This is a genomic window from Streptomyces sp. KL116D (assembly GCF_030766975.1).
GTDB lineage: Bacteria > Actinomycetota > Actinomycetes > Streptomycetales > Streptomycetaceae > Streptomyces > Streptomyces longispororuber_A.
Genome location: NZ_JASERH010000136.1, coordinates 215244 through 235539, shown reverse-complemented (window position 1 = coordinate 235539; position 20296 = coordinate 215244). Strand labels below are relative to the sequence as shown.

General features: G+C 71.3%; 10 protein-coding genes. 5 read left to right on the top strand and 5 right to left on the bottom strand.

Annotated elements, in window-relative coordinates; all coding sequences use genetic code 11:
• Positions 1 to 124: 124 nt before the first annotated feature.
• The gene (locus RBJ77_RS49635) at positions 125 to 1780 is read right to left on the bottom strand and encodes a penicillin-binding transpeptidase domain-containing protein (protein WP_372350978.1); all 1656 of its coding nucleotides are present in this window, start codon (positions 1778 to 1780) and stop codon (positions 125 to 127) included.
• Positions 1781 to 1865: 85 nt separating this feature from the next.
• On the opposite strand from RBJ77_RS49635, the gene RBJ77_RS49630 reads away from it, so the two are divergent.
• The 3 genes from RBJ77_RS49630 (at position 1866) to RBJ77_RS49620 (ending at position 6737) form a co-directional block, all read left to right on the top strand.
• Positions 1866 to 2825 carry a LysR family transcriptional regulator gene (locus tag RBJ77_RS49630; RefSeq protein WP_372350977.1) on the top strand — a complete coding sequence of 320 codons (960 nt, stop codon included), beginning with the start codon at positions 1866 to 1868 and terminating at the stop codon, positions 2823 to 2825.
• Positions 2822 to 3733, top strand: a complete 912-nt coding sequence (locus RBJ77_RS49625) for a serine hydrolase (RefSeq protein WP_372350976.1) — start codon at positions 2822 to 2824, stop codon at positions 3731 to 3733. The genes RBJ77_RS49630 and RBJ77_RS49625 overlap by 4 nt, the downstream gene beginning before the upstream one ends.
• 1102 nt (positions 3734 to 4835) lie before the next feature.
• On the top strand, positions 4836 to 6737 hold the full coding sequence (locus RBJ77_RS49620; RefSeq protein ID WP_372351541.1) for an FHA domain-containing protein: 1902 nt from the start codon (positions 4836 to 4838) through the stop codon (positions 6735 to 6737).
• Between the two features lie 543 nt (positions 6738 to 7280).
• On the opposite strand, the gene RBJ77_RS49615 is transcribed toward RBJ77_RS49620, so the two are convergent.
• Entirely contained in the window at positions 7281 to 8345 is a 1065-nt protein-coding gene (locus RBJ77_RS49615) for a DUF917 family protein (protein ID WP_372350975.1), read from the bottom strand.
• A gap of 106 nt (positions 8346 to 8451) precedes the next feature.
• Entirely contained in the window at positions 8452 to 10080 is a 1629-nt protein-coding gene (locus RBJ77_RS49610) for an OPT/YSL family transporter (protein ID WP_372350974.1), read from the bottom strand.
• A 251-nt stretch (positions 10081 to 10331) separates the two neighbouring features.
• On the opposite strand from RBJ77_RS49610, the gene RBJ77_RS49605 reads away from it, so the two are divergent.
• Positions 10332 to 11108 carry an IclR family transcriptional regulator gene (locus tag RBJ77_RS49605; RefSeq protein ID WP_372350973.1) on the top strand — a complete coding sequence of 259 codons (777 nt, stop codon included), beginning with the start codon at positions 10332 to 10334 and terminating at the stop codon, positions 11106 to 11108.
• 94 nt (positions 11109 to 11202) lie between these two features.
• Here the strand turns inward: RBJ77_RS49605 and RBJ77_RS49600 are convergent, their stop codons facing one another.
• Positions 11203 to 14934, bottom strand: coding sequence for a S8 family serine peptidase (locus RBJ77_RS49600; RefSeq protein WP_372350972.1), 3732 nt, complete (start codon positions 14932 to 14934; stop codon positions 11203 to 11205).
• A 173-nt stretch (positions 14935 to 15107) separates the two neighbouring features.
• Between RBJ77_RS49600 and RBJ77_RS49595 the strand changes: the two genes are divergently transcribed.
• Positions 15108 to 15908, top strand: a complete 801-nt coding sequence (locus RBJ77_RS49595; RefSeq protein WP_372350971.1) for a helix-turn-helix transcriptional regulator — start codon at positions 15108 to 15110, stop codon at positions 15906 to 15908.
• Between the two features lie 47 nt (positions 15909 to 15955).
• Here RBJ77_RS49595 and RBJ77_RS49590 read toward each other — a convergent pair whose 3' ends face one another.
• On the bottom strand, positions 15956 to 20041 hold the full coding sequence (locus tag RBJ77_RS49590) for a S8 family serine peptidase (RefSeq protein ID WP_372350970.1): 4086 nt from the start codon (positions 20039 to 20041) through the stop codon (positions 15956 to 15958).
• Positions 20042 to 20296 lie beyond the last annotated feature (255 nt).

Here is a 20296-nt window from a genome sequence, read left to right as displayed (position 1 = left end):
GCGAGAGTTGTGGCGCTGCGGGGTGCAGCCAGTCACCCCTGCCCCACGCCCGAGACCCGGACGTGGTACTGGACTCAAGCGCAGCACCACAGCCAGTGGCGCCCCGCTGTGCAAGCCCCGCGCTTCAGCGCGGGGTATTTGACGAAGGGGCGTCGGGGACGGCCGACAGCAGGCGGTGCAGGATCGGTCCGGCCGAGCCGCCGCCGGTGACGCCTTGTTCGACGACGCAGGCCACGGCGACGTTGCCGCGCCGGGCCACGAGCCAGCCGTTGTTGTCCTCCCCTTCAGCGACCTCCGCGGTGCCGGTCTTCGCGCCGATCTCGCCCGGGAGGTCGGCCAGGACATGCGCCGTGCCGTCGGTGACGGTGGCGCGCATCATCGTGCGGAGCTGGCTGACCACCGCCGGGGGGAGAGGGGTGGTGGAGGTGCTGTCCTTGGCGCCGGGCATGACCGTCGGCTGGTGGAAGCGCCCGGAGGCCGCGGTCGCGGTCACCGAGGCCATGATCAGAGGGTTCGCCTGTATGCGGCCCTGGCCGATCATGGCCGCAGCCTTCTCGGTCTCGTCCTTCGGCACCGGCACCGACCCGTCGTAGGACGGGATCCCGACGTGCCACTCCTGGCCGATGCCGAAGTACTTGCGCGCCACGTCGCCGCTCTCCGCGTCACCGAGTTTGCCGCGCAGGCTGATGAACGCGGTGTTGCAGGACTCCATGAAGTCCTTCTGGAACGTGGCGCCGCGGAACTCGGACGTCTCCACGTTGTGGAACTCCTTGCCCACGATCAGGTGCTTGGGGCAGTCCACGACCGTCTGGGGGGTGACGGCGTTTTTCAGCAGCAGGGCGCTGCTGGTGACGATCTTCCACGTGGAGCCGGGCGCGTAGGTTCCCGAGACGGCCCGGTTGAAGCCGGTGGCGGGGGAGTTGGCCATGGCGAGGACCTCGCCGTTGTCGACGCGCAGTGCGACGAGTGACGCGTTCCTGCCGTCGGCCTCGGCCTCGAGCGCGGCATCGGCTGCCGATTGCCAGGCAGCGTCCAGTGTGGTCTTGACCGCCGTGGAGTCCGCCTTCCCACCCTGGGTAGTCCCGTCCTTCTTCCGCGCCCCGAACGTGGTCTCCGTGGCCTTGGTCTCCCCGGTGAGGCGGTCGATGAGACGGATCGCGCCGCTCGGCTTGGAGCTGCCCTCGCCGGCGAACTGGGCGAGCAGAGGCTGCAGCGACGGATACGCATCACCGGCGAGTGGCTCCCCGTTGCGGTCGGCGACCTCGGGCAGGCCGGCGTCCTCGCGCTCGAGACGGAACTTGGCCTTGTCGCTCAGGCGCGGGTGGATGATTCCCAGGGACCAGTCGACTTTCCAGCTGCCGTCCTTGCCCTCGCTCAGTGGCAGCTGGGACGTGTAGGACCAGGTACCGAGCCCCTTCACCGGCATCTTCGCCGTGAAGGGCACGCGAAGGGTGCCGTCGTCGGCGCTCCTGGCTGTGGACGGCGTCAGCTTCGGCGTGGTGATGTCGAGGCCCGCGGTGAAGCTCTGCAGCACGTCCTCGGCCCGGGCCGGGTCGGTGGTGCGAGCTCCGGCCTGGTCGTAGCGGCCGTGGGACCAGTCGGCGAGGAAGGCCCGGGCTTGCGCGGCGGCCGCCGGGTCGAGAGGGTCCGAACCGTGGTCGAAGGGGCCCACTCCCGCCGCGTAGGCACCGGAGGCGGCCACGGCGCAGACCACGGCGACAGCGATGGTGGCCTTGAGCGGAGAGCGGGCGGATCTCCTGGTGAGGGGAAGGTGCGTCATGCGGCGAAGAGAACAGGACAGACCAAGCCATGTCCAAGACGGATATGGTTTGTGAATTGATCAAGAATAGATATGATTCCTGTTCGTGGACCTGATCCGGCATCTCGAGTGCTTCGTGGCTGTTGCAGAAGAGTCACACTTCGGCCGGGCCGCGGCGCGTCTGGGCATGGCGCAACCACCTCTGTCACAGCGCATCCAGCGTCTGGAGCGGGAGCTGGAAGTGCGCCTGTTCGACCGCACCAGCCGCCAGGTCGCCCTCACCAAGGCCGGCACACTGCTCCTGCCCGAGGCCCGCGAACTCCTCGCCCGGGCCGGCACCCTGCGCGCCGCCGCCCGGCGCGTCCGCGACGGGGAGAGCGGACTGCTGCGCGCGGCGCTGCCGCCCGACATCGCGGGGGCCACGGTCGCCGCGGTGCTGGCACACTTCCAGGAACGCAACGCGGACACCGAGTTGGAGCTGCACGAACTGTCGACCGCCGAGCAGCTCGAGCGGTTCGCGGCCCGCGAGCTGGACGTGGGCCTGCTGCACCATCCGTGCGATGTGACCGGCCTCGAACTCGGCCCGGTGCTCCGCCGCGACCTCGGTGTCCTGTTGCCCTGCAAGGCGCCCGCCGCCGCCTACCCCGAAGTGCCACTGGCCGCCCTCACCGGCCACGATCTGGTCCTCTTCCCCCGGGAGGGGTCTCCCGGGCTCTACGACGATGTGCTGACGACCTGCGCACGCGGCGGTTACACGCCTCCCGTCGTACGGCACGGGCGCGGCGCCAGCTTCGTCCGCGGCCTGGTCCTGTCCGCCGCGGCCGTCGCCTTCACTCCCAGCGACAGCCGGGCCGAGATCACCGACCCCGAACTCGTGTGGCGCCCGCTGGCCACGGCGCCGCTAGCGTGGCGACATTCCTCGGCCTGGCCGAGCGGACACGGCGACGCCACCGTGCGCGCCTTCGCCGACGCCGCCGACCATGCACTGCGCACAACGGCGGACGCCCGCCCCGACACCCCCACACGCCCCACGCACCTGCGCCCCGCAGCGGAGTACTGGCTATGACCGAGACCCCCGCCCCCGCCGCGATCCGGGCGGCCTTCGCCGACGCCGGGGTCACCGGATGGCTGCACGCACTCGACCTCGACACCGGCGCCGAACTCGACTGGCACGCTGACGAGTTGGTCGTCACCGCAAGCGTCCACAAGCTGCCCCTGCTGGTCGCCCTGCACGAGCAGGCGGCCGCCGGCGCCCTCGACCTCACCGAACAGATCGACATCCGGCCGCACGGACGGACCGCGGGGCCGACCGGGCTGGCGGCGATGCAGGACGCCGCGCGCCTGTCCCTGCGCGACCTCGCCTATCTGATGATGTCCGTCAGCGACAACGCCTCCGCCGACCTGCTCCTGGCCCGCGTCGGCCTGGACACCGTCAACCGCACCACAATCCGCCTCGGCCTGACCCGCACCCGGGCCCAGCACTCCTTCGCCACGATGATGGCCATGGTCAGGGAAGATGCGGGCCTCGGCGGCGCGCAAGCCCTCGCCGACCCACACGTGATCGCCCGCCTGCGCGCACTCGACCCCGCACAGACCAACCGCAGCACGCCCCGGGAACTGACCCGACTGCTCGCCGCGATCTGGAACGACACCGCGGGCACCGCCGAACACTGCGCCGCCATCCGGCGCCTGATGAGCCTTCAGGTATGGCCTCACCGGCTCGCCTCCGGATTCCCCTTCGACGACGTCCACGTCGCCGGCAAGACTGGCTCCCTGCCCACCCTGCGCAACGAGATCGGCGTCGTCGAATACCCGGATTCCGGCCGCTACGCCATCGCCGTGTTCACCCGCACCGTGCGCACGGCCGCGATCCTGCCTGCCGCCGACGCCGTCATCGGCACGGCAGCCCGCATCGCCGTGGACACGCTCCGGGCCCACGGGCACCGACCGAGCGCCCCGGAGCCACTTCAGTAACCCCCCGGTACTGCAACGGTCTTTGCCGTGACTGCTGGCCACCCGGCCGAAGCCGGTCAGAGTGTTCGGCGCGAACAGCGATTGGGTCCCGAAGAACTCGGTGCGACCAGCTCAGTGTTGTTCTTGTCCCGCGGCAACGGAACGGCCCCTGGCTCGCACGCTTCAGCAGAGAGAGCGCGACGGCAGCCGCTCCCGAGTCGATGCCGTAACCGGCGTTCGTTTCGTCGAGGGGTCAAGTTCCCGACGAACGCCTCACGCCCGCCTTGCGCTCTCTGCCACGTCTCATACCGTGAAGAGCGGACGCCTTGACGAAACGTTCCCTGTCAGGCCCATTGAGTACGACCTCGGCGTCCCGGTCGCCATGGCCGTGCGGGTCCTGGGCACAGGCTTTGTCCGTGGCGCAGGGAGGTGAAGGGGACGCTCCGAAAACCTCTTCATCGCCTGCCACCGGTCAGAGCCCTCCTGTCCGAGGGCACCGCCCACCTGGTGACCGTACTGCGAACGCGCGGCAGTTCAGGCGACAGCGACACGCAGACCAACCGCTGTCCACGCTGCGCTCTGTACAGGCGCACTCCCCGAACGCCGACGGTGCTGCATCGTCGCGGCATCCTCCGTCAGCTTGGACACCAGCGGCGGCGACAAGCTGTACGCCAGCCTGCACATCGGGGCCACAGCATGGTTAGCCCTGGCCGCACAGCCCGCCAACCAACCCCTTCCAGCAAGGCGGAAGGTGACTGCCCCCGGTCCAATCCTTGCCCGTGCGACGCCCGCGTCCCGGCCGTGCGGTCCATGGGCTTGGGGCCGGGCGGCCGGCAGCGGTGGATCCTACGTGGAGTTGCTGCCCGGACACCGGGTCCGGGAGGACACCGACTACTCGGCCCAGTTTCCCCGGACGTTCAGGGCGAGTGGTTGCAGCAGCCGGAGCAGAAAGAAACGGTTACGGCAGTCGGAAGGCGGTTCCCTGAACACGTGCGCGAGTTGCCCCGTACCTTCGTATGTACCGCACCGACAGGGGAGAGCCACCGGCGTCCGCGGAGGGGTGCCCGATGAGGGCGCGTGGGCAGTGTGGCTCACGGGACGATTGGGACGGAGTGTTGGGGACATGCCTCCAGAGATTGTCGGCCATCGGGGAGCGCTGGCCGGACAGAGGTTCGCGATCGGGAGCAAGCCGCTCACCTTCGGGCGCAGGAGCGGGAACAGTGTGGTGATCTCCGATGCGAGCATCTCGCGGTTGCACGCGGAGGTGCGCCGCGAGGGGCACGGCTTCGTCCTCTATGACAGGGGGAGCGCCAACGGGACTCTGGTGAACGGGGAACGGGCCACGTCGCATGTGCTGCAGCCCGGCGATCTGTTCACCATCGGAGAGGAGTCGTTCTGTTTCGAGGCGGCCGACCCGATGGAGACGATCCTGGATCTGTCGGTCCTGGACGCGCTCACCCCGCCGCCGGTGGAAGAGCCGGGTCCGGTCCTTGAGGTCACGGTGTCGGGCGGCGGCCCGGTCGGTCTCGCCTTCGCGCTTCAACTGGAGTCGTTGCTCGGCCGGCGGGTTCACATCACGGTGTACGACGGGCGCTGGACCCGGGACGGCGACGGTGACGGTGGCCGGGTGGTGTGGAAGGACGCGAAGCAGGGCAACGTCCGGCGCCAGCAGGTGGTCACGGTGCAGAGCCGGCAGTACATGGGGCTCGCCGAGGAGATCAGGGAACGGCTCTTCCAGGAGGGCGAGTACAGCGAGATGTGGCCGTCGGGTGCGGACTCCGTCGACGGCCGCGCCCCGCGCAACATACGTATCGCGCATGTCGAGGACGCACTTCTCGAACTCGCCGGTGAGAAGTCCGGCCGGATCCGGCTGGTTCCCGAGCGTTTCGACGCCGTCGAGCACCGGGAGGTGGCGGCCGCCTCTCATGTCCTTGCCGTCTGCGAGGGAGGCCGTTCGCGGACCAGGGAGCACTTCGCGGGCAAGTTCGGCCGGGCCGACTCCTCGATCTACTCGCTCGACGGCGCGCACCTGCAGGACGTGGTCCTCGGCCTCAAGGTCAAGTCCGGCTTGAGTGACCCGATGTCCGTGCTGCTCACGGTCTCGCAGAACCGTTTCCTGCTCAACTCGCTGCGCGGCGAGGGGTTCCTCAACATGCGGCTCACGGACAGCGAGGCGCGGGAGGTGGTGGGGATCGACCCGGTCCGGCAGGTCTTCGAGGAGTGCATCGCCTCCCGCCCGTGCGTGATGAACCGTGGCGCGGACGGCGATTTCCTCTGCGATACCCACCGCACCCTGTTCCTGCCCGCGCTGATCAAGAGTTCGGCCCTGTGGAAGCGCGTAGGGGAAGGGCTGCGGCTGTTCGGCGTGGCCGAGGAGGACCTGACCGCGGTCACCGCGTTTCGCCTGGACATGGTGCAGCGCACCAGGTTCACCGCACGCCTGTACGCGGCCACGGCTTCGACTCCGGGAACGTACGGGTTCCTGCTCGGTGACGCCGCCAACGCCATCCACTTCTGGCCGGGGCGTGGCCTCAACAGCGGTCTGGCATCAGCGGTTTCGCTCGCCTGGACGCTCAGCGGGACATGGCGCGGGCGTCCGCTCAGGGACGCCGACTTCGTTCGTCACGAGGCGGCGATGTCGATGCTGCAGTACCGGCACAAGAGTCGCGCCTGGAACGCCATGATCACCACGGACGGGAACGGGGAGACCGCCGCGATCAAGGAAGTGATCGAGCAGGGCATCACGGAAGCGGCGGACAGCGCCGAAGGCCCCCACAGCACGCACAGCCGGGAGGCTGATCTGGAGGCGCTGATGGATCAACTGCGCTCCATCCGGGACCGGTTGGCGCCGCGCCTGCCCGGCATGCCGGACGACGCCCAGTTGCGCGCCCATCTGGAGACGCTGCGCGGCGAGACGCTCCACACCCTTCTTCGCAGCGGACCGTGGGACACTCGGACGGTCGGCGGCGAGGAGGTCGACATCGACATCTTCTACGCGCAACAGGGAGCCGCGGTGGCGGCCTGAGCGGCGGGTCACTGCGGCGGGCAGTGAAGGGCGGACGGCCGGCTGCGGGGCGGCGAGCCGGGCCCGCCCTCCGTGGCTTCCCGGTCAGCCGACGCTGACCGGGAGCGCCACTCCGGTCAGCTGCTCCGAGGCCATCCACAGGCGCCGTGCCGTGTCAACGTCACGTGGTGCGGAGGCGCGGCCGACCGGCTTCGCGCCCCGCCCTTCCACGAAGCCTCCTGGACCCGCACGGCTCCCGCCGGGCAAGTCCGTGACGGTCGGGGCGGTTGAACCGCGAGGGCCGCTCCTGGATGTGTGCGATTCCCTCAGTGCTCGGCGGCGGGGTGCTGCGCCCCGGCAACCCGGTTATGCGACCGACGCGAACGGATGATCAACATCTCCGCTCGTCGCCCTGCATTCTGCCGCGCGTCCACGTTGTTGCCGTCCTCACCCGCTGCAACATCGCCACTATGTCACCGCGTACGCCGACGAGCAGGGGGCAGCATCTGCGCGTCCCAGCGGGCGTCGCAGAACTCCCGTACGAGTACGGGGTCGGCGGTTCGCTCAGGCATCGGCCAGGATCTTCGCGGCCGGGGCGAAGGAGAAGCCGAGCAGGTCCTCCAGCGGCGCGTACAGCTCCGGCATGAACATCGTGGGGGACAGGAGGAGGTTCGCGGCGGGAGCGACCAGGACCGATATCTCCTTGCCGACGGCCACGTCCGCCGACGCGAGGGGCTGCCCGGCCTCGTCGAACGTCGTGATCAGGTCGGGGAAGGACGCCTTGCGCTCACCGCCCGCCTCGAACGTCATGTACTCGTTGACGAAGTGCAGCGTCGTGCCCGCCGCGTCGTCAAGGACCGCGACGCCGACGTCCAGACCCTCGCGCTGCTCGCAGCGGTACGCGCGGACCGTGCCGGTCACCGTGATCTCGCCGCCCAGGTGCGCGGCCGCGGCCGCCGGGCCCTCGGCCAGGAAGCGGTGGCCGAGTTCGATCGCGAAGCTGATGGCGCCCGGGGCGCCGTTCTCGACCGCGTAGCCGACCTCGACCGGATTGCGGGTCACGCCCGCCCAGCCGCCCGCCTCGACGGAGGCGCGGCGCACCACGTTCGACGTGCCGTCCAGGCTGCCGGTGACCGAGCCCTCCACATAGGTGTGCGGCTTGCCGCCCGCGTAGCCCTGGTAGGAGCGGTAGCCGTCACGGACGTGCAGGCCCATCGCGCCCATCTGGCTCGACGGGTGGGCGCGGCCGTTGCAGGCCAGGTCGATGACGGGGAGGCCGGTCATCGCCGCGTGGAACCAGCCGTTGATGGTGGTCTCCGCGCCGTTCTCGTTCGTGTGCAGCGCGGCGAGCGGGCGGGGCAGGTCACGGCGGAGCAGTTCCAGCGCGCGCAGCAGGTGCGTGGGCAGCACCAGCGGGTCCGGCGCGGCGGGGGCGCCGACCAGGGCGACGGTCGCGGTCAGCTCCTCGGGGGCGAACTCGTCGGCGGTCCACAGCTCGGGCGTGCCGACCTGGAGGGCGAGTTCGGCGGTGCGCAGGCCCCGCTCGACGAAACCGCCGCCGCCTCCGCCGAGGATGGCTCCGCCGTAGACCGCGGCCTTGATGTCGTCGGGGGTGAGCTGGCGCTTCATGGGGGCTCCTTGAGGTGGTGCGGGTGGTACGGGTGGTGAGGGTGAGTCGGCCGGGTGCGGGTGCGCGGGGCTTCTCGCGCAGTTCCCCGCGCCCCTGACGGGGCGGCTACTTGGCTGCGGTGAAGATGCCGTGGCCGAACGAGTACAGGGCGTCGCCCGCGATCGCGCCGCCGGCGAAGATCTCGAGGTTCTCCTTGGCCTTGTGGCCCAGGATGCGCGGCGCGAGGACGCGGACGGCGAGGCCCGCGACGACCATCCAGCCGGCCATCGGCGTGGTGATCAGCAGGCCGGTGGCGAGCATGATGCCGAGCTGGCGCCTGGGCCCGCCGATGAACTGGATCAGCGCACCGGGAATCGCCCACAGGGCCAACTGAACGGCGGTGTGCGTCGACGGTCCCGCCTTGATGGCGGCCACGTAGGCGGCGTCGATCGGCGCGGTCTTCCCGTTGTCGAAGAAGATCTGGTACGAGACGGCGACGACGACGATGGCGACGACGAACCCGATCATCGCGGCGATCAACTGCTGGCGGCGGCCCTCCAGCTCGAAGGCCGGGTCGGCGTTCTCGCCGCGCAGCAGATAGCCGGCCTTGAGGTCGAAGCCCATGTCGGCGAAGGCCGGACCGGTCGCCGCGGTGAAGCCGGACAGGACGACGAGCGCCTCGGGCGGGAAGCCGATGAGGATGCCGAGCAGCAGCGTGATCAGGGCGATCGCGAAGGCCGGGAACCAGCCGGAGTGCATGGACGCGATGCCGACCAGCAGCTCGTGCAGGAACGCGGCGACGGACGCGTAGACGATGAACCCGATGAGCATGCCGATGCTCATGTGTGTGGCGGCGCCGGTGCCGAGCGCGAGCAGGATCGAGATGACGAGGTAGGCACCGAAGCCGAGCCGCATCGACGTGCCGAGGCGGCGGGCACCGTCCTGCGCGGCGACCGGGGCCGCCGTGGGGCCGCAGGTGCGGCGGGCCTGGAGGATCGTGCGGCCGACCTGGACCAGGGCGACGAGACCGGCGCCGATCATCATGCCGTGCGGCAGGTACATGGCGTTCAGGTCGAGGCCGGACACCGGCTCCGCGTAGCTGATGATCAGCAGCCCCGCGCCGAACGCGGCCATCGCGCCGAGCCCGCCGATCAGGGCGACGCCGAACGCGGACATCGGCAGCGTGAACACGGCGCCCACGAGTCCCGTGACCAGGCCGAGGCCCAGCACCTTCGCGCGCCGGCCGCCCTCGTCGCCCGCCTTGATGGCTTCGGCGGCGGCCAGACCCGGCGGCCACGGATTGCTCGCGGGGAAGGCGGGGGTGTCGTACATCCGGTACAGCAGCCAGGCGTCGACCAGCATCGCGGCACTGACGCCGATCAGCATCGGGACGATCATGTCGTCGAAGCCGAACAGGAACGGGATGCCGATCGGCAGGAACAGGCTGTTCGCGGCGCCGAAGGTGGCCGACGAGATGCTCGTCTGCGCCAGGTTCTGGGCGTGCACCGAGCGGAAGCGACGGAACGCCACGAGCGGGATCCGGGCCAGCGTCATCGCGGCCAGCGCGCCGACCAGTGACGTGCTGGGGGTGACGCCGAGCGTGGCGATCAGCTGTACGCCGACGATCGCGCCGAACACGCTGAGCACCAGGGTCAGGACCAGATTGCCGGGGGCGAGAGCGCGGGGATGGCCCGCGCCGGCGTCGTGCTGGGCCCGGGTGCCGGGCGGACCCGACCGAGCGGCGTCGGTGCTCATGGTGGTGCTCCTGACGGACGAACGGTGGGCGATGTCTTTGCACCCACACAAGGTTGTTCTAGAATCTGGAACCAGATGCCAATATCTGGACCTGAGCCTGGATCATGCGGAGGAGGGGGACCGGTCGTCAAGCCCTCCGGGTGTGTTCTCAGCATGTGAACCGACGGGAGCGGCCGCGGAAGGCCCGGTGCGGACGGCACCTGACCGGCACATACGATCGAACCCTGACCAGACGGGGAGGGCAGAAGACGGTGAGCACACTCGCCAACGCACGGGACGTGCTGCGCCTGATGGCGCATCTGCAGCGCGATGTCACCGTGACCGATGTCGCGGCGGAGCTCGGGCTGCCCAAGAGTTCGGTGTCGCGGACGCTGAGCATGATGGCCGAGTACGGCTTCCTCGACCGCGACCCGGCGACCCGCGCCTACCGCCCCGGCGGCCTGATCATGGAGGCCTCGTACCACTTCAGGGCGTCCCGCGGCACCGTCTCCCTGCTGGAGGAGGAGGTCGCCCGCCTCGTCGCCGACACCGGGTACACGGGTTACGTGGATGTGCTCGACGGCGCCGAATCGCTCGTGCTGCACATGCGCATCGGTGCGGCCGGCGCCCTGCAGGCCTACACCCCGGCGGGCACCCGTGCCCCCGGCTACGCCACCTCCATGGGGCGCGCACTCCTCGCCCGCCTCGACGACGCGCAGGTCATGCGGCTCGTCGACGCCCGGCTCGAGCACTCCACGGGCACGGCCCCGGCCACCCGCAAGGAGCTGCTCGCCGTCCTCGCCCGGATCCGGGCCGACGGGGTGGACGTGTCCCGCGGCGAGTGGGTGCCGAACGTGGGCGGTCTTTCGGCCGCCGTCGTCGACTCCGACACCGGCCAGATCTTCGGCATCGGGATCGCCCTGCCCGCCCCTGAGTTGAGTGACGACGCGGCCGAGCGCTTCGGCAGGGCGGTGCGGGATGCGGCCCTGCGGGTGGGCAAGCGGATCGGCGACCCGTACTGGCTGCGGTTCGTCGGGGATGCGGACTGAGCCGCACTCAAGTTCCAGATTATAGACCCCAGTTCCAAAAATGACGGGGAGGTGCCGTCCCGAGATCCGGGACGGCACCTCCCCGTCGCTTGGGTCAGCTGACCTGGTAGGCGCGGACCATCGTCTGCGCGACCCGCGCCCCGTCGCCGTCGGCGAGGGTGACGCGCAGGTGCACGAACGTGCCGGCGGGGGCGTCGCCGGGCAGCTTCGCCCGCCAACTCCCGTGCACGCGCTCGGCCTTGGCCGGGTACCAGTCGGTGACCGACTCGACGGTGGCCTGGTCGCCGTACGCGTACTCCACCGTGACGTCGTCCAGCGCGACGGGAGCGTCCGCCCCGTCCACGACGGCGCTCACGCCGACCGTGGTCGCCGTCCCCGCCGGGCGGGTGTTGCGCAGGTCGGACGGGAGATCGACGACCGGGACGAGAAGCCGCTGCGCGCCCTGGTCGGCGGCCCCGGAGCGGAAGTTCCACTCGGTGCTGTAGGCGAGCCCGGTGCGGTTGCCCACCGCGGCGGGGCGGCGCCAGGTCTGCCGGAAGGTGACGTCGGACTCCTCCTGCGGCAGCGTGTACCTGCCCGAAGTGGCGAGCGGCGCCACGCCGTTCACGAGGAGCTGGCGGGTGCCGTAGTCGTTCAGGGCGATCGTGGAGTCGTGCCCGCCCGCATCTCCGAACGGCGCGATCGTGTACGTGAGCCGGTTGCTGTCGCGCTTCATCAGCGGCGCGCTGTAGGTGTTGCGGACCGGGCCGTAGGGCGCCTTGTACCAGGTGGCGGTGGACCTGCCCTGCTGGAAGGTGTGCGGGCCGTCGTAGGCGGTGCCGCCGTAGGGGCCGAGGTCACGGCGCATCAGGGTCGTCCACGTCAGCCCGTTGCTGCCGGAGGGTGTGAAGTACTCGGTGCGTTCCTGCGGTGCGTGCAGCGGCAGGGTGGTGCCGCCCGCCCAGACCGAAGGCATGCCGGGCAGGCCCACCTGTACGTCGGACCAGTACGTGGCGTCTCCGGTGGCCTGCTGGATGTGGTAGCCGGCGTCGGAGACGGCGAGCTTGCTGTCGCGCACGCGCTCGGTGCCCGGGCGGATCGCGTCGTGGGAGACGGCCGCCAGGTTGTAGACGTAGGGGCTGTCGGCGGTCGCGGTGCCGGACCAGGACACCGTGGCCCCGTCGCCCTCGGCCTTCAGGGCCAGGGAGTCGGCCCAGGTGATGGTGGCCTGTGGCACGCCCTCCGGGCCGGTGGTCTGGAAGCGGCCCCTGGAGTCGGGAGCGGCGGCGAGCACGCCGACGGCGCCCGCCTTCGCGGCGGCCGAACTCCAGGTGTAGCCGTTGCCGCCGCCGGTGCCCGCGTCGACCAGGGCGATCTTCCCCTTCAGGTCGTGGGCGGCGAAGCCCGCGTCCGAGCCCTTGCCGATGGCGACGACCTCCGCGGAACCCTTGCCGTCGAACTCGGTGCTCTTCTGCACCGGCAGCGAGTCCAGGACGCGGCCGCCCGAGGAGGTGAGCCGCGCGAGCGGCGCGGTCAGCCGGGCCGACGCGAGGAAGGTGACGCCGTCGGCGTGCCGGACGGGCTGCGCGTAGATGTCCTTCACGTACGACGGGACGGAGGTGACGTAACCGGCGAGCAGTTGCTTGCTGTCGTCGAGGCCGTACGTCAGGCCGATCGCATAGCCGCCTGCCTGGCTCGGCCGGTCGGTGTCCCACGCGACGCGCTCGGCGTCGCGGGCGTCGAGGGTGACGGTGGTGTCGCCCGGGACGGTCAGCTTCGGCCGGTAGAGCTGGGCCACGGAGGCCACGCTGCCGACGTCACCCGCCTCGTCCCGCGTCATGATCAGACCACTGAGGTCGTAGGTGCCGAGCGGCAACCGGATCGTCGTGCTGCCCGCCGACGGGTAGCCGAGGGTGTAGCGCTTCGCGGTGTCGCGGTGGTCGTCGAACAGCTGGAACGCCGACGGCGACGACGCCGGATCGCCGTGCCGGTCCAGGCCCTTGACCGTGAGATCGGCGGACGGCACCTCCAGGTGCACGCCGAACGGAACGGTGACCCGCACCCCGTGGGCGCCCGTGCCGACGAGACGGCCGGTGAGCGTGCCGTAGTCGCCCGCGTCGAGGCGGGCCGCCGGGTCGATGCGGACCGGGACGTCGACGCTGCCGTGCGCCGGGACGGTGACCTTGCCGCGGCCCGCCGAGGCGAACCCGAGGACGCGCGAGCCGTCGTCGCCGAGCACGTCCCGCACCGCGAGGTTCAGCGTGACGTCCTCGTCGGTGACGTTCGTCAGGGTGACCGGCTTGTCGACGGGGTCGAGGGAGGACTGCGGATACGCGAAGTCGCCGAGCAGCGTGTTCGGTTCGCCCACGACCGGCTGGGTCAGCGCACGGGCCACGTCCATCGGGCCCGCGCCCTGCTCCAGGACCGGGGCGCCGGTGTCCCGCACGGCCGAGGTGAGCAACTCCTTGAGGCGGGCCGGGGTGAGATCGGGGTGCTGCTGAAGGAGCAGCGCCGCGCCGCCCGCGACGTGCGGCGTCGCCATCGACGTACCGGACATCGACTGGTACGCCTCGTCGCCCCGGCCGCCCGCACGCGCGGCCACGACGCCGACGCCCTGGGAGGCGATGTCGGGCTTGGCGTTCACGCCGTCCGCGGACGGGCCGCGGCTGGAGAAGGAGGCCGTGTCGTTCTTGCGGTCGACGGCGCCGACGGTGAGGGCCTTCGGCGCGCAGCCGGGCGTCGACACGGTGCCGTGCAGCGAGGCGTTGCCCGCGGCGATCACGAACAGGGCCTTGTCGCCGAGGCGTTGCACGGCGTCCACATCGGGGCCTGAGCAGCTGGTGGAACCGTCGGCGCCGAGCGACATGGAGACGACCTGGGCGCCCTCGCCGACGGCCCACTCCATGCCGGCGACGATGTTGCTGAGGGTGCCCGAACCGTCGTCGTCCAGCACCTTCCCGACGATCAGGTCGGCCTTCGGGGCCATGCCCGCGTAGCGGCCGTCGGAGGCGGCGCCGGTGCCCGCGATCGTGGACGCGGTGTGGGTGCCGTGGCCGGTGCGGTCCTCGGTGTCCGCCGGGTCCGCGCCCGACACGAACGACTTGCTCTCGCGTATTCGCCCGGCGAGGTCGGGGTGGCCCGCGTCCACGCCGGTGTCCAGGAGAGCCACCTTGACGCCGCTGCCGTCGAGTCCGGCGCGGTGGGCGGTGGCGGCACCGGTGAGCGGCACGGTCGGCGTGCCGAGTTCGGGCGCCGCGGTACCGGTCACCTTCTTGTCGAGCCACATCTTCGTGACCCCGCCGGAGCGCGGGGCGAGCTTCTTCCACGCGTCGTCGGCGGCGTCCTTGTCGACGGTGACGGCGGCGCCGCCGATGGAGGCGAGGTGGTGGGTGGTCCTCGTACCCCGCGGCGCGGAGCGCGGGCCGTGCCCGCCCGCGTACGTGACGATGACCGGGACGGAGTCGGTGTGCGCGTCGTCGTAGCGGTCGGCGACGAGCGTGCCGATGTCGAAGAGCTGCGCGTCCAACAGGCCCTGGTCCACGAGCCGTTCGGTGCCCTCGGGAAAGACGTAGGTGCGGCCGCCGCTGCGCCAGGTGGCCGCCGCGTGGTCGGTGGCGTCGGTGCCGCGCAGGGCGGCCGACAGCACCCGGCCGTCCGCGTCCACACGGGCGGCGACGACGTCACCGGTGACCAGGGTGACGGTCACGGCCCGCCCCTCGTCGGCCTTCATGGGCATGGAGCCGTCGTCGGTGTCGGCGTGGGCCGCGGCCACGGGGGAGGCGAGGGCGAGGGCGACGGCGGCGGCGAGCCAGCCGGCGTGACCGTTGCGGGGTCTGGGGCGTCTCATGCGGATCTCCAAGAGCGGGGCGTGAACCGGTGGGAGCAGCCTGGCCAACTCGCCGCTGCGACGGGGTGGTTCACGGTGGCGGGTGGTGGCCATGGCGTAATCCCGACACGGTGAGCAGGGTGTGTACCGAGGCCGATGTGAGCCGTGGGAAGACGGCCTACGACACTGGAGTCATGCCGTCCGATCTGGGAACACCTCAGCCACAAGCTGCTTCCGTGTCCGCGCTGCGCGCCTCGTTCACCCGACTTCAGGAGGATCTGCGCAAGGCCGACGACTCTCTGACCCGTGCGCTGGGCTGCTGGGGTCCCGAACACTCCGTGGGACAGGACCGGTTCATGGAGTTCATCGAGGAACGCGAGGTGATGGCGGAGCGCCTGTACGAGCTGGAGTACGGGGCCCGTGCCTCCATCTTCGGCTTCCAGTCGGGTGCTAACACCGTGGCTCCCGTGCCCACGACGATGACCGCGGAGGAGGAGCCGGTCCATCCCGATCCGGCCCGACGCAAGACCGGCAACCCCGAGGCCGCCTACCGCGTCGTCGTCGACCGGGACTTTCTCGCCGAGCCCGAGGCGCTGCGCGCCCTCGACGAACGCCTCGCGTCCGGCCATCAGGTCCGCGTCGTCGACCAGCCGCTGATCAAGCTGATCGTCGCCGACGAGGAGCGGGCGATGGTCCAGGTGGAATCGGACCGGGCGATGATCCTGCGGCCGCCTCTGGTGGCCCTGACAGTCGAGCTGTTCGAGGCGGTGTGGCGTCGCTCGCGCCCCTATCTGCGCGAGGACGGCGACCTCAGCCCGACGGACCGCCGCATCCTTCAGCTGATGCTGTCCGGCCTGACGGACGCGGCGACGGCCCACCAGCTCGGCACCTCGTCGCGGACCGTGCAGCGACGGGTGCGCGCGCTGATGGACCTGGCGGCCGTCACTTCACGGGTGCAGCTCGGCTGGTACGCCATGCGCAACAACTGGGTCTGAGCCGGCCGGGTGCGCCCTCGCCGTCCGAAGGCGCACCCGGCGGTCGCTCACATGCGGTCCACGAAGTACTCCAGCGTCCTGCCCCGCGAGGACGTGACGGCGTCGGTGACCCGGTCGGACTTTGTGTTGTGCTGGAGGTAGTTCGTGACCACCCACCGGAGGTCGTGGGCGTCGACCGTGCCGTTGTGGTCGATGTCGGCGGCCCGGTCGGCGGTGCCGCGCGCCGCGTACACGAGCGCGGCACCGCGGACGTCGATGACGTCGTCACCGTTCACGTCACCGGCGACCAGCGCGGGCGCCGACGAGCCGCTGATGCCGGCCACGCCCCAACTGCCGTCGAGCCCAAGGTCGATGTCCTCGTGCCACGTGAAGTGGCCGGGGACCGCGACCTCGAACCGGTAGGGCTGCGCGGCCGGAGCCAGCCCGTCCGCCTTCACTCGGGCCGTGTTGTCGGCCGTGAGGGGGGTGCGGGTGCCGTCGGGGGCGACGAGGGACATCGTGAACCCGTCGGCGCTGTAGTCGCGTCCGCGGTCGAAGGCGCTGTCCTTGGTGAGCAGGGCCTGCGCGGCGGGACGGGCGCCGAACGACGACTTCGGGTTGAGCATCCGCACGGAACCGTAGAACTGGGTGTTCAACGGCACCTTGGTGCCCGTGGTGTTCACGGCGGACGTGGTGCCGGTGTTGAGCCCGGCCGATGCCGTCCAGGTCGTGTTCGTCACCTCGTACGTGACCTTCAGCAGCGGCATCGCGTCACCGGTCAGCCCGTCGGTGTCGGAGACGTCGAAGGCGACGGTGCGGTACGAGGAGGCGCCCGCCGACACGTCGGTCGTGCGCAGCTCCGACGGCCCGTGCGCGGACAGTTCGGCGGTCGGTTCGACGGAGACGAGCCGCAGGTTGCGGTCGTCGTAGCGGATCTGGCTGCTGAACGTCTTCCAGTGGTCCAGGTTGTGGCCGGTGAGCGTGTACGTCACCCGGTCCCCGGCCCGCGCCGCAGAGGTGTCGGCGTCGCCGGCGACGTAGGGCAGGCCCTTCTTCATGAGCTTCAGGGTGCGCACGCCGCCGATGTTGCCCGCGGCGTCCGTCGGCCACAGCGTGACCAGGGCGGTGGGCGGTCCGACGGGGAGAGCGATCGTGCGGTCGATACGGCCCTCGTTGTCCGCGGTGGTGTGCCCGGTGGGTGCGATGGGGCTGTTGACGGAGTAGTACAGGGTGTTGTCGTCCGCCCCGATGTCCAGGCCGGAGCGGCGGATGGTCTCCGTCTCACCGTCCTTCAGGGTGCCGCCGACATCGAACGAGGTGGCGTTGGCCGGGATCTCGACGACCTGCGGGTGCGCCGGGTCCGTGGCGCCGTACGCGTCGTCGTACGCCGGCGCGTGCGAGTCGACGTAGATGTCGCGGACCTCGGTGTCGGTACCGCCCTGCGCGTCGGTGCCGACGATGCGCAGCTTGTAGGCGCCGTCGTCGGCCCAGCGGCCGCGCGGGTCGATCGGGGTGGCGGCCCGGCCGGTGACCGGGTAGTACCAGGGGCCCACCGAGACGGGGCCGTACAGCACGCCCTCGCTCAGACCGACGGTGCTCAGGCCGCCGATGTAGCCGATGTCCTTTCCGCTGCGGTCGGCGAGGAACACGTCGACGCTGCGCAGCTGTCCGGCCATCTTCATGTCGAAGGTAGCCGTGCCGCCGTCCGCGGAACCGGCGTCCGAGAACTGACTCGTGGAGGTCACCGACTTGGTCATCTCGATCGTGTCGAAGCCGGTACGGGCCACCCGCATCCCGAAGGGAACGTGCAGCGTGGTGCCTGCCCGGCCGTCGGCCGGGGTCAGGGTCAGACTGCCCTCGTAGTAGCCGGCCGGGGCATCGGCGGGCACCCGCAGCGTGGTGTCCACCCAGGCCTTGCCGTGCGCGCCGACGGTGACGCGGCGCTCCGTGCCCAGCGTGACGTGCGCGGCGTCGGCGTCCTGCGCGGAGCCGGAGCCCCGGGTGAAGACGGCGCTTGCCGTGTACGTGACCTGCCTGCCGCTGTCGTTGACCAGCCGGAGCCGCTTCTCCACGCGCGCGGACCGGCCCTCGGCGAGCATGCCGTAGTCGAGGGCGCCGGAGCGGGCGTCCACCGTCGTGCTGGTGCCGTCGAGCGCGGTGTACGCCGTGGTGTACGGCACTTGGAGTGTGGTGGTGGCGTGCACGGCGGCGTACGGGTCGACGCCGCCCGCGCCCGCCTCGAAGACACTGACCTTGCCGGGCAGCGCACGAGCGGTGTTCATCAGCGCCGTCTTGACGTCGTCGGGGCTGAGCCCCGGGTCGTGCTGAAGCAGCAGGGCGGCGGCGCCCGCGACGTACGGCGACGCCATGGACGTGCCGCTGAGCCGGGCGTACGCGCGGCCGTAGTCGGTGGTGCCGGGGGCGAGTGTGTCGAGCGGCACGGACGACAGCACGCTCACGCCGGGCGCGGTGACCTCCGGCTTGATGGCGGCGGTGCCGTACACCGGGCCGCGCGAGCTGAAGTCGGCCAGCGAGCCGTCGCCGAGCGTGAACGTCCCGGCGGTGGTGACCGTGAGGCGGGCGTCGGCGCCCTGCGCCGCGAGGTCCGCGCCGTCCGCGGTGGTCACCGAGAAGGCCGGCACGTAGGCCTGGCTCTCCCCGAGGTAGGCGGGGATGTGGCCCTGGTCGGCCTGGTCGTTGACGAGGAGGACGGCGGCAGCGCCCTTGCTCTGGGCCCGGCGCACCTTCTCGTCCAGGCTGATGCCGCCCCGGCGGACCAGGACTGCCTTGCCGGTCACGTCCTTGCCGGCGTACCCGGCGGCGGTACCGGTGCCGACGTCCGCCAACGCGTAGCTGCCGTCGGCCAGCCGGTCCAGGGTGCCGTCGTCTGGCTGGGCGAGCAGCCGGCCCTCGGCCATTGCCGTGCCCGCCGCCAGCGTGTAGGCGGGCAGCGTCATCGGCTGCTGCGCTGCGCCCACGCTGAGCGGCAGGGCCGCGGCGCCCGGGGTGCCGAGGGTGCCGGCGCCGGGTCCGCTGTTTCCGGCGGCCACGACGGTGGTGATTCCGGAGAGGACGAGGTTGTCCGCGGCCACCGCCGTGGGGCTGAGCGGGTCGTTGACGGACGCGCCGAGCGACATGTTGACGACGTCCATGCCGTCGGCCGCCGCCCGGTCCATCGCGGCGACGATGTCACTGGTGCGCCCGGAGCCGTAGGGGCCGAGCACGCGGTAGGCGTACACCGAGGCGTCCGGGGCGACGCCGTGCGCGGCCCGCTCCTTGTCGGCGGCGCCGCGGCCCGCGACGATGCCCGCGACGTGCGTGCCGTGCTCGGTGTAGTACGTCGAGCCCTGGTTCGTCTCGGCCTGGCCCGATGCCTTCCAGTCGGCGTACGTGGTCTCCATCGGGTCCTGGTCGTCGTCGACGAAGTCGTGGCCGCCCGCGTAGGCGTCCTTGAGATCGGGGTGGTGGTAGTCGATGCCGGTGTCGATGATGCCGACCTTGACGCCCTTGCCGGTGATCCCCTCGGCGTGCAGCCGGGTCACGCCGTCGTCGTCGGACCGCGCGGTGGAGGCGTCCGCCGTCGGGCTGTCCGGGACGGCCAGTGCCTTCACCTCGGCGTCGGGCCACACCGCGAGGACCTCGTCGTGGTCCAGCAGATCGGCGACCCGGTCGCCGGGCAGGCTGACGCTGACGCCGTCGAAGCTGTGGGTGTAAGTGCGTCCCAGACGCGGCGACTTGGCGCCCTTGCCCTGCCGCGCCTTCGGGAACATGTCGCCCAGCGCGTCGCGGAACCCGTCCTGCGCCTTGTCGACGGCGGCCCGCGCGTCCTTGTCGCTCAGGCTCTGCCCCTGCTCGGCGGCGAGCAGCCGGGCGGTGCGGGCCGGCGGCGTCCGCAGCTGCACGATGACGTCGAGCGACGCGTCGGAGCGCAGCGCCTTCTTGTCCGTGATGTGCAGGCCGCCCAGATCCAGGGACGCGGTCCGGTGCAGGGCATCGAGCTCCTGACCGTCCAGGGATGCGAGCACGTCCCGGGCGTTGGTCGGTCCGGTCGCTGAGGGGGCGGCAGTTGCCGGGTTCACGACTGCCGCCAAGGTGGCGAGCGCCGTGACCGCGACCGCCGCGGCGAGGCGGCTTGGTCTCGGGACGTGCCTCATGGTTCCTTGCTCCGCTCTGGACGAGGACAGTGCCTCCCCGGTGCCACAGGGGCGGGAGAGGCCGGCATCGGACGAGCATGGGCGAGTCGGCGATCTTGGCGGAAGGCGTGCCGTTGGCGGCCGTACGACATGTCGTGAAGTCGCCACGGTCCACCGCGTGTTCGGCGTGGCGACTTCACGACGTGGCCGCAATCCGACAGCCGTTTCGGCTGTCGCAGAGGCGCCGGGGTCGGTAGACCCGCAGCACGCGGCCCC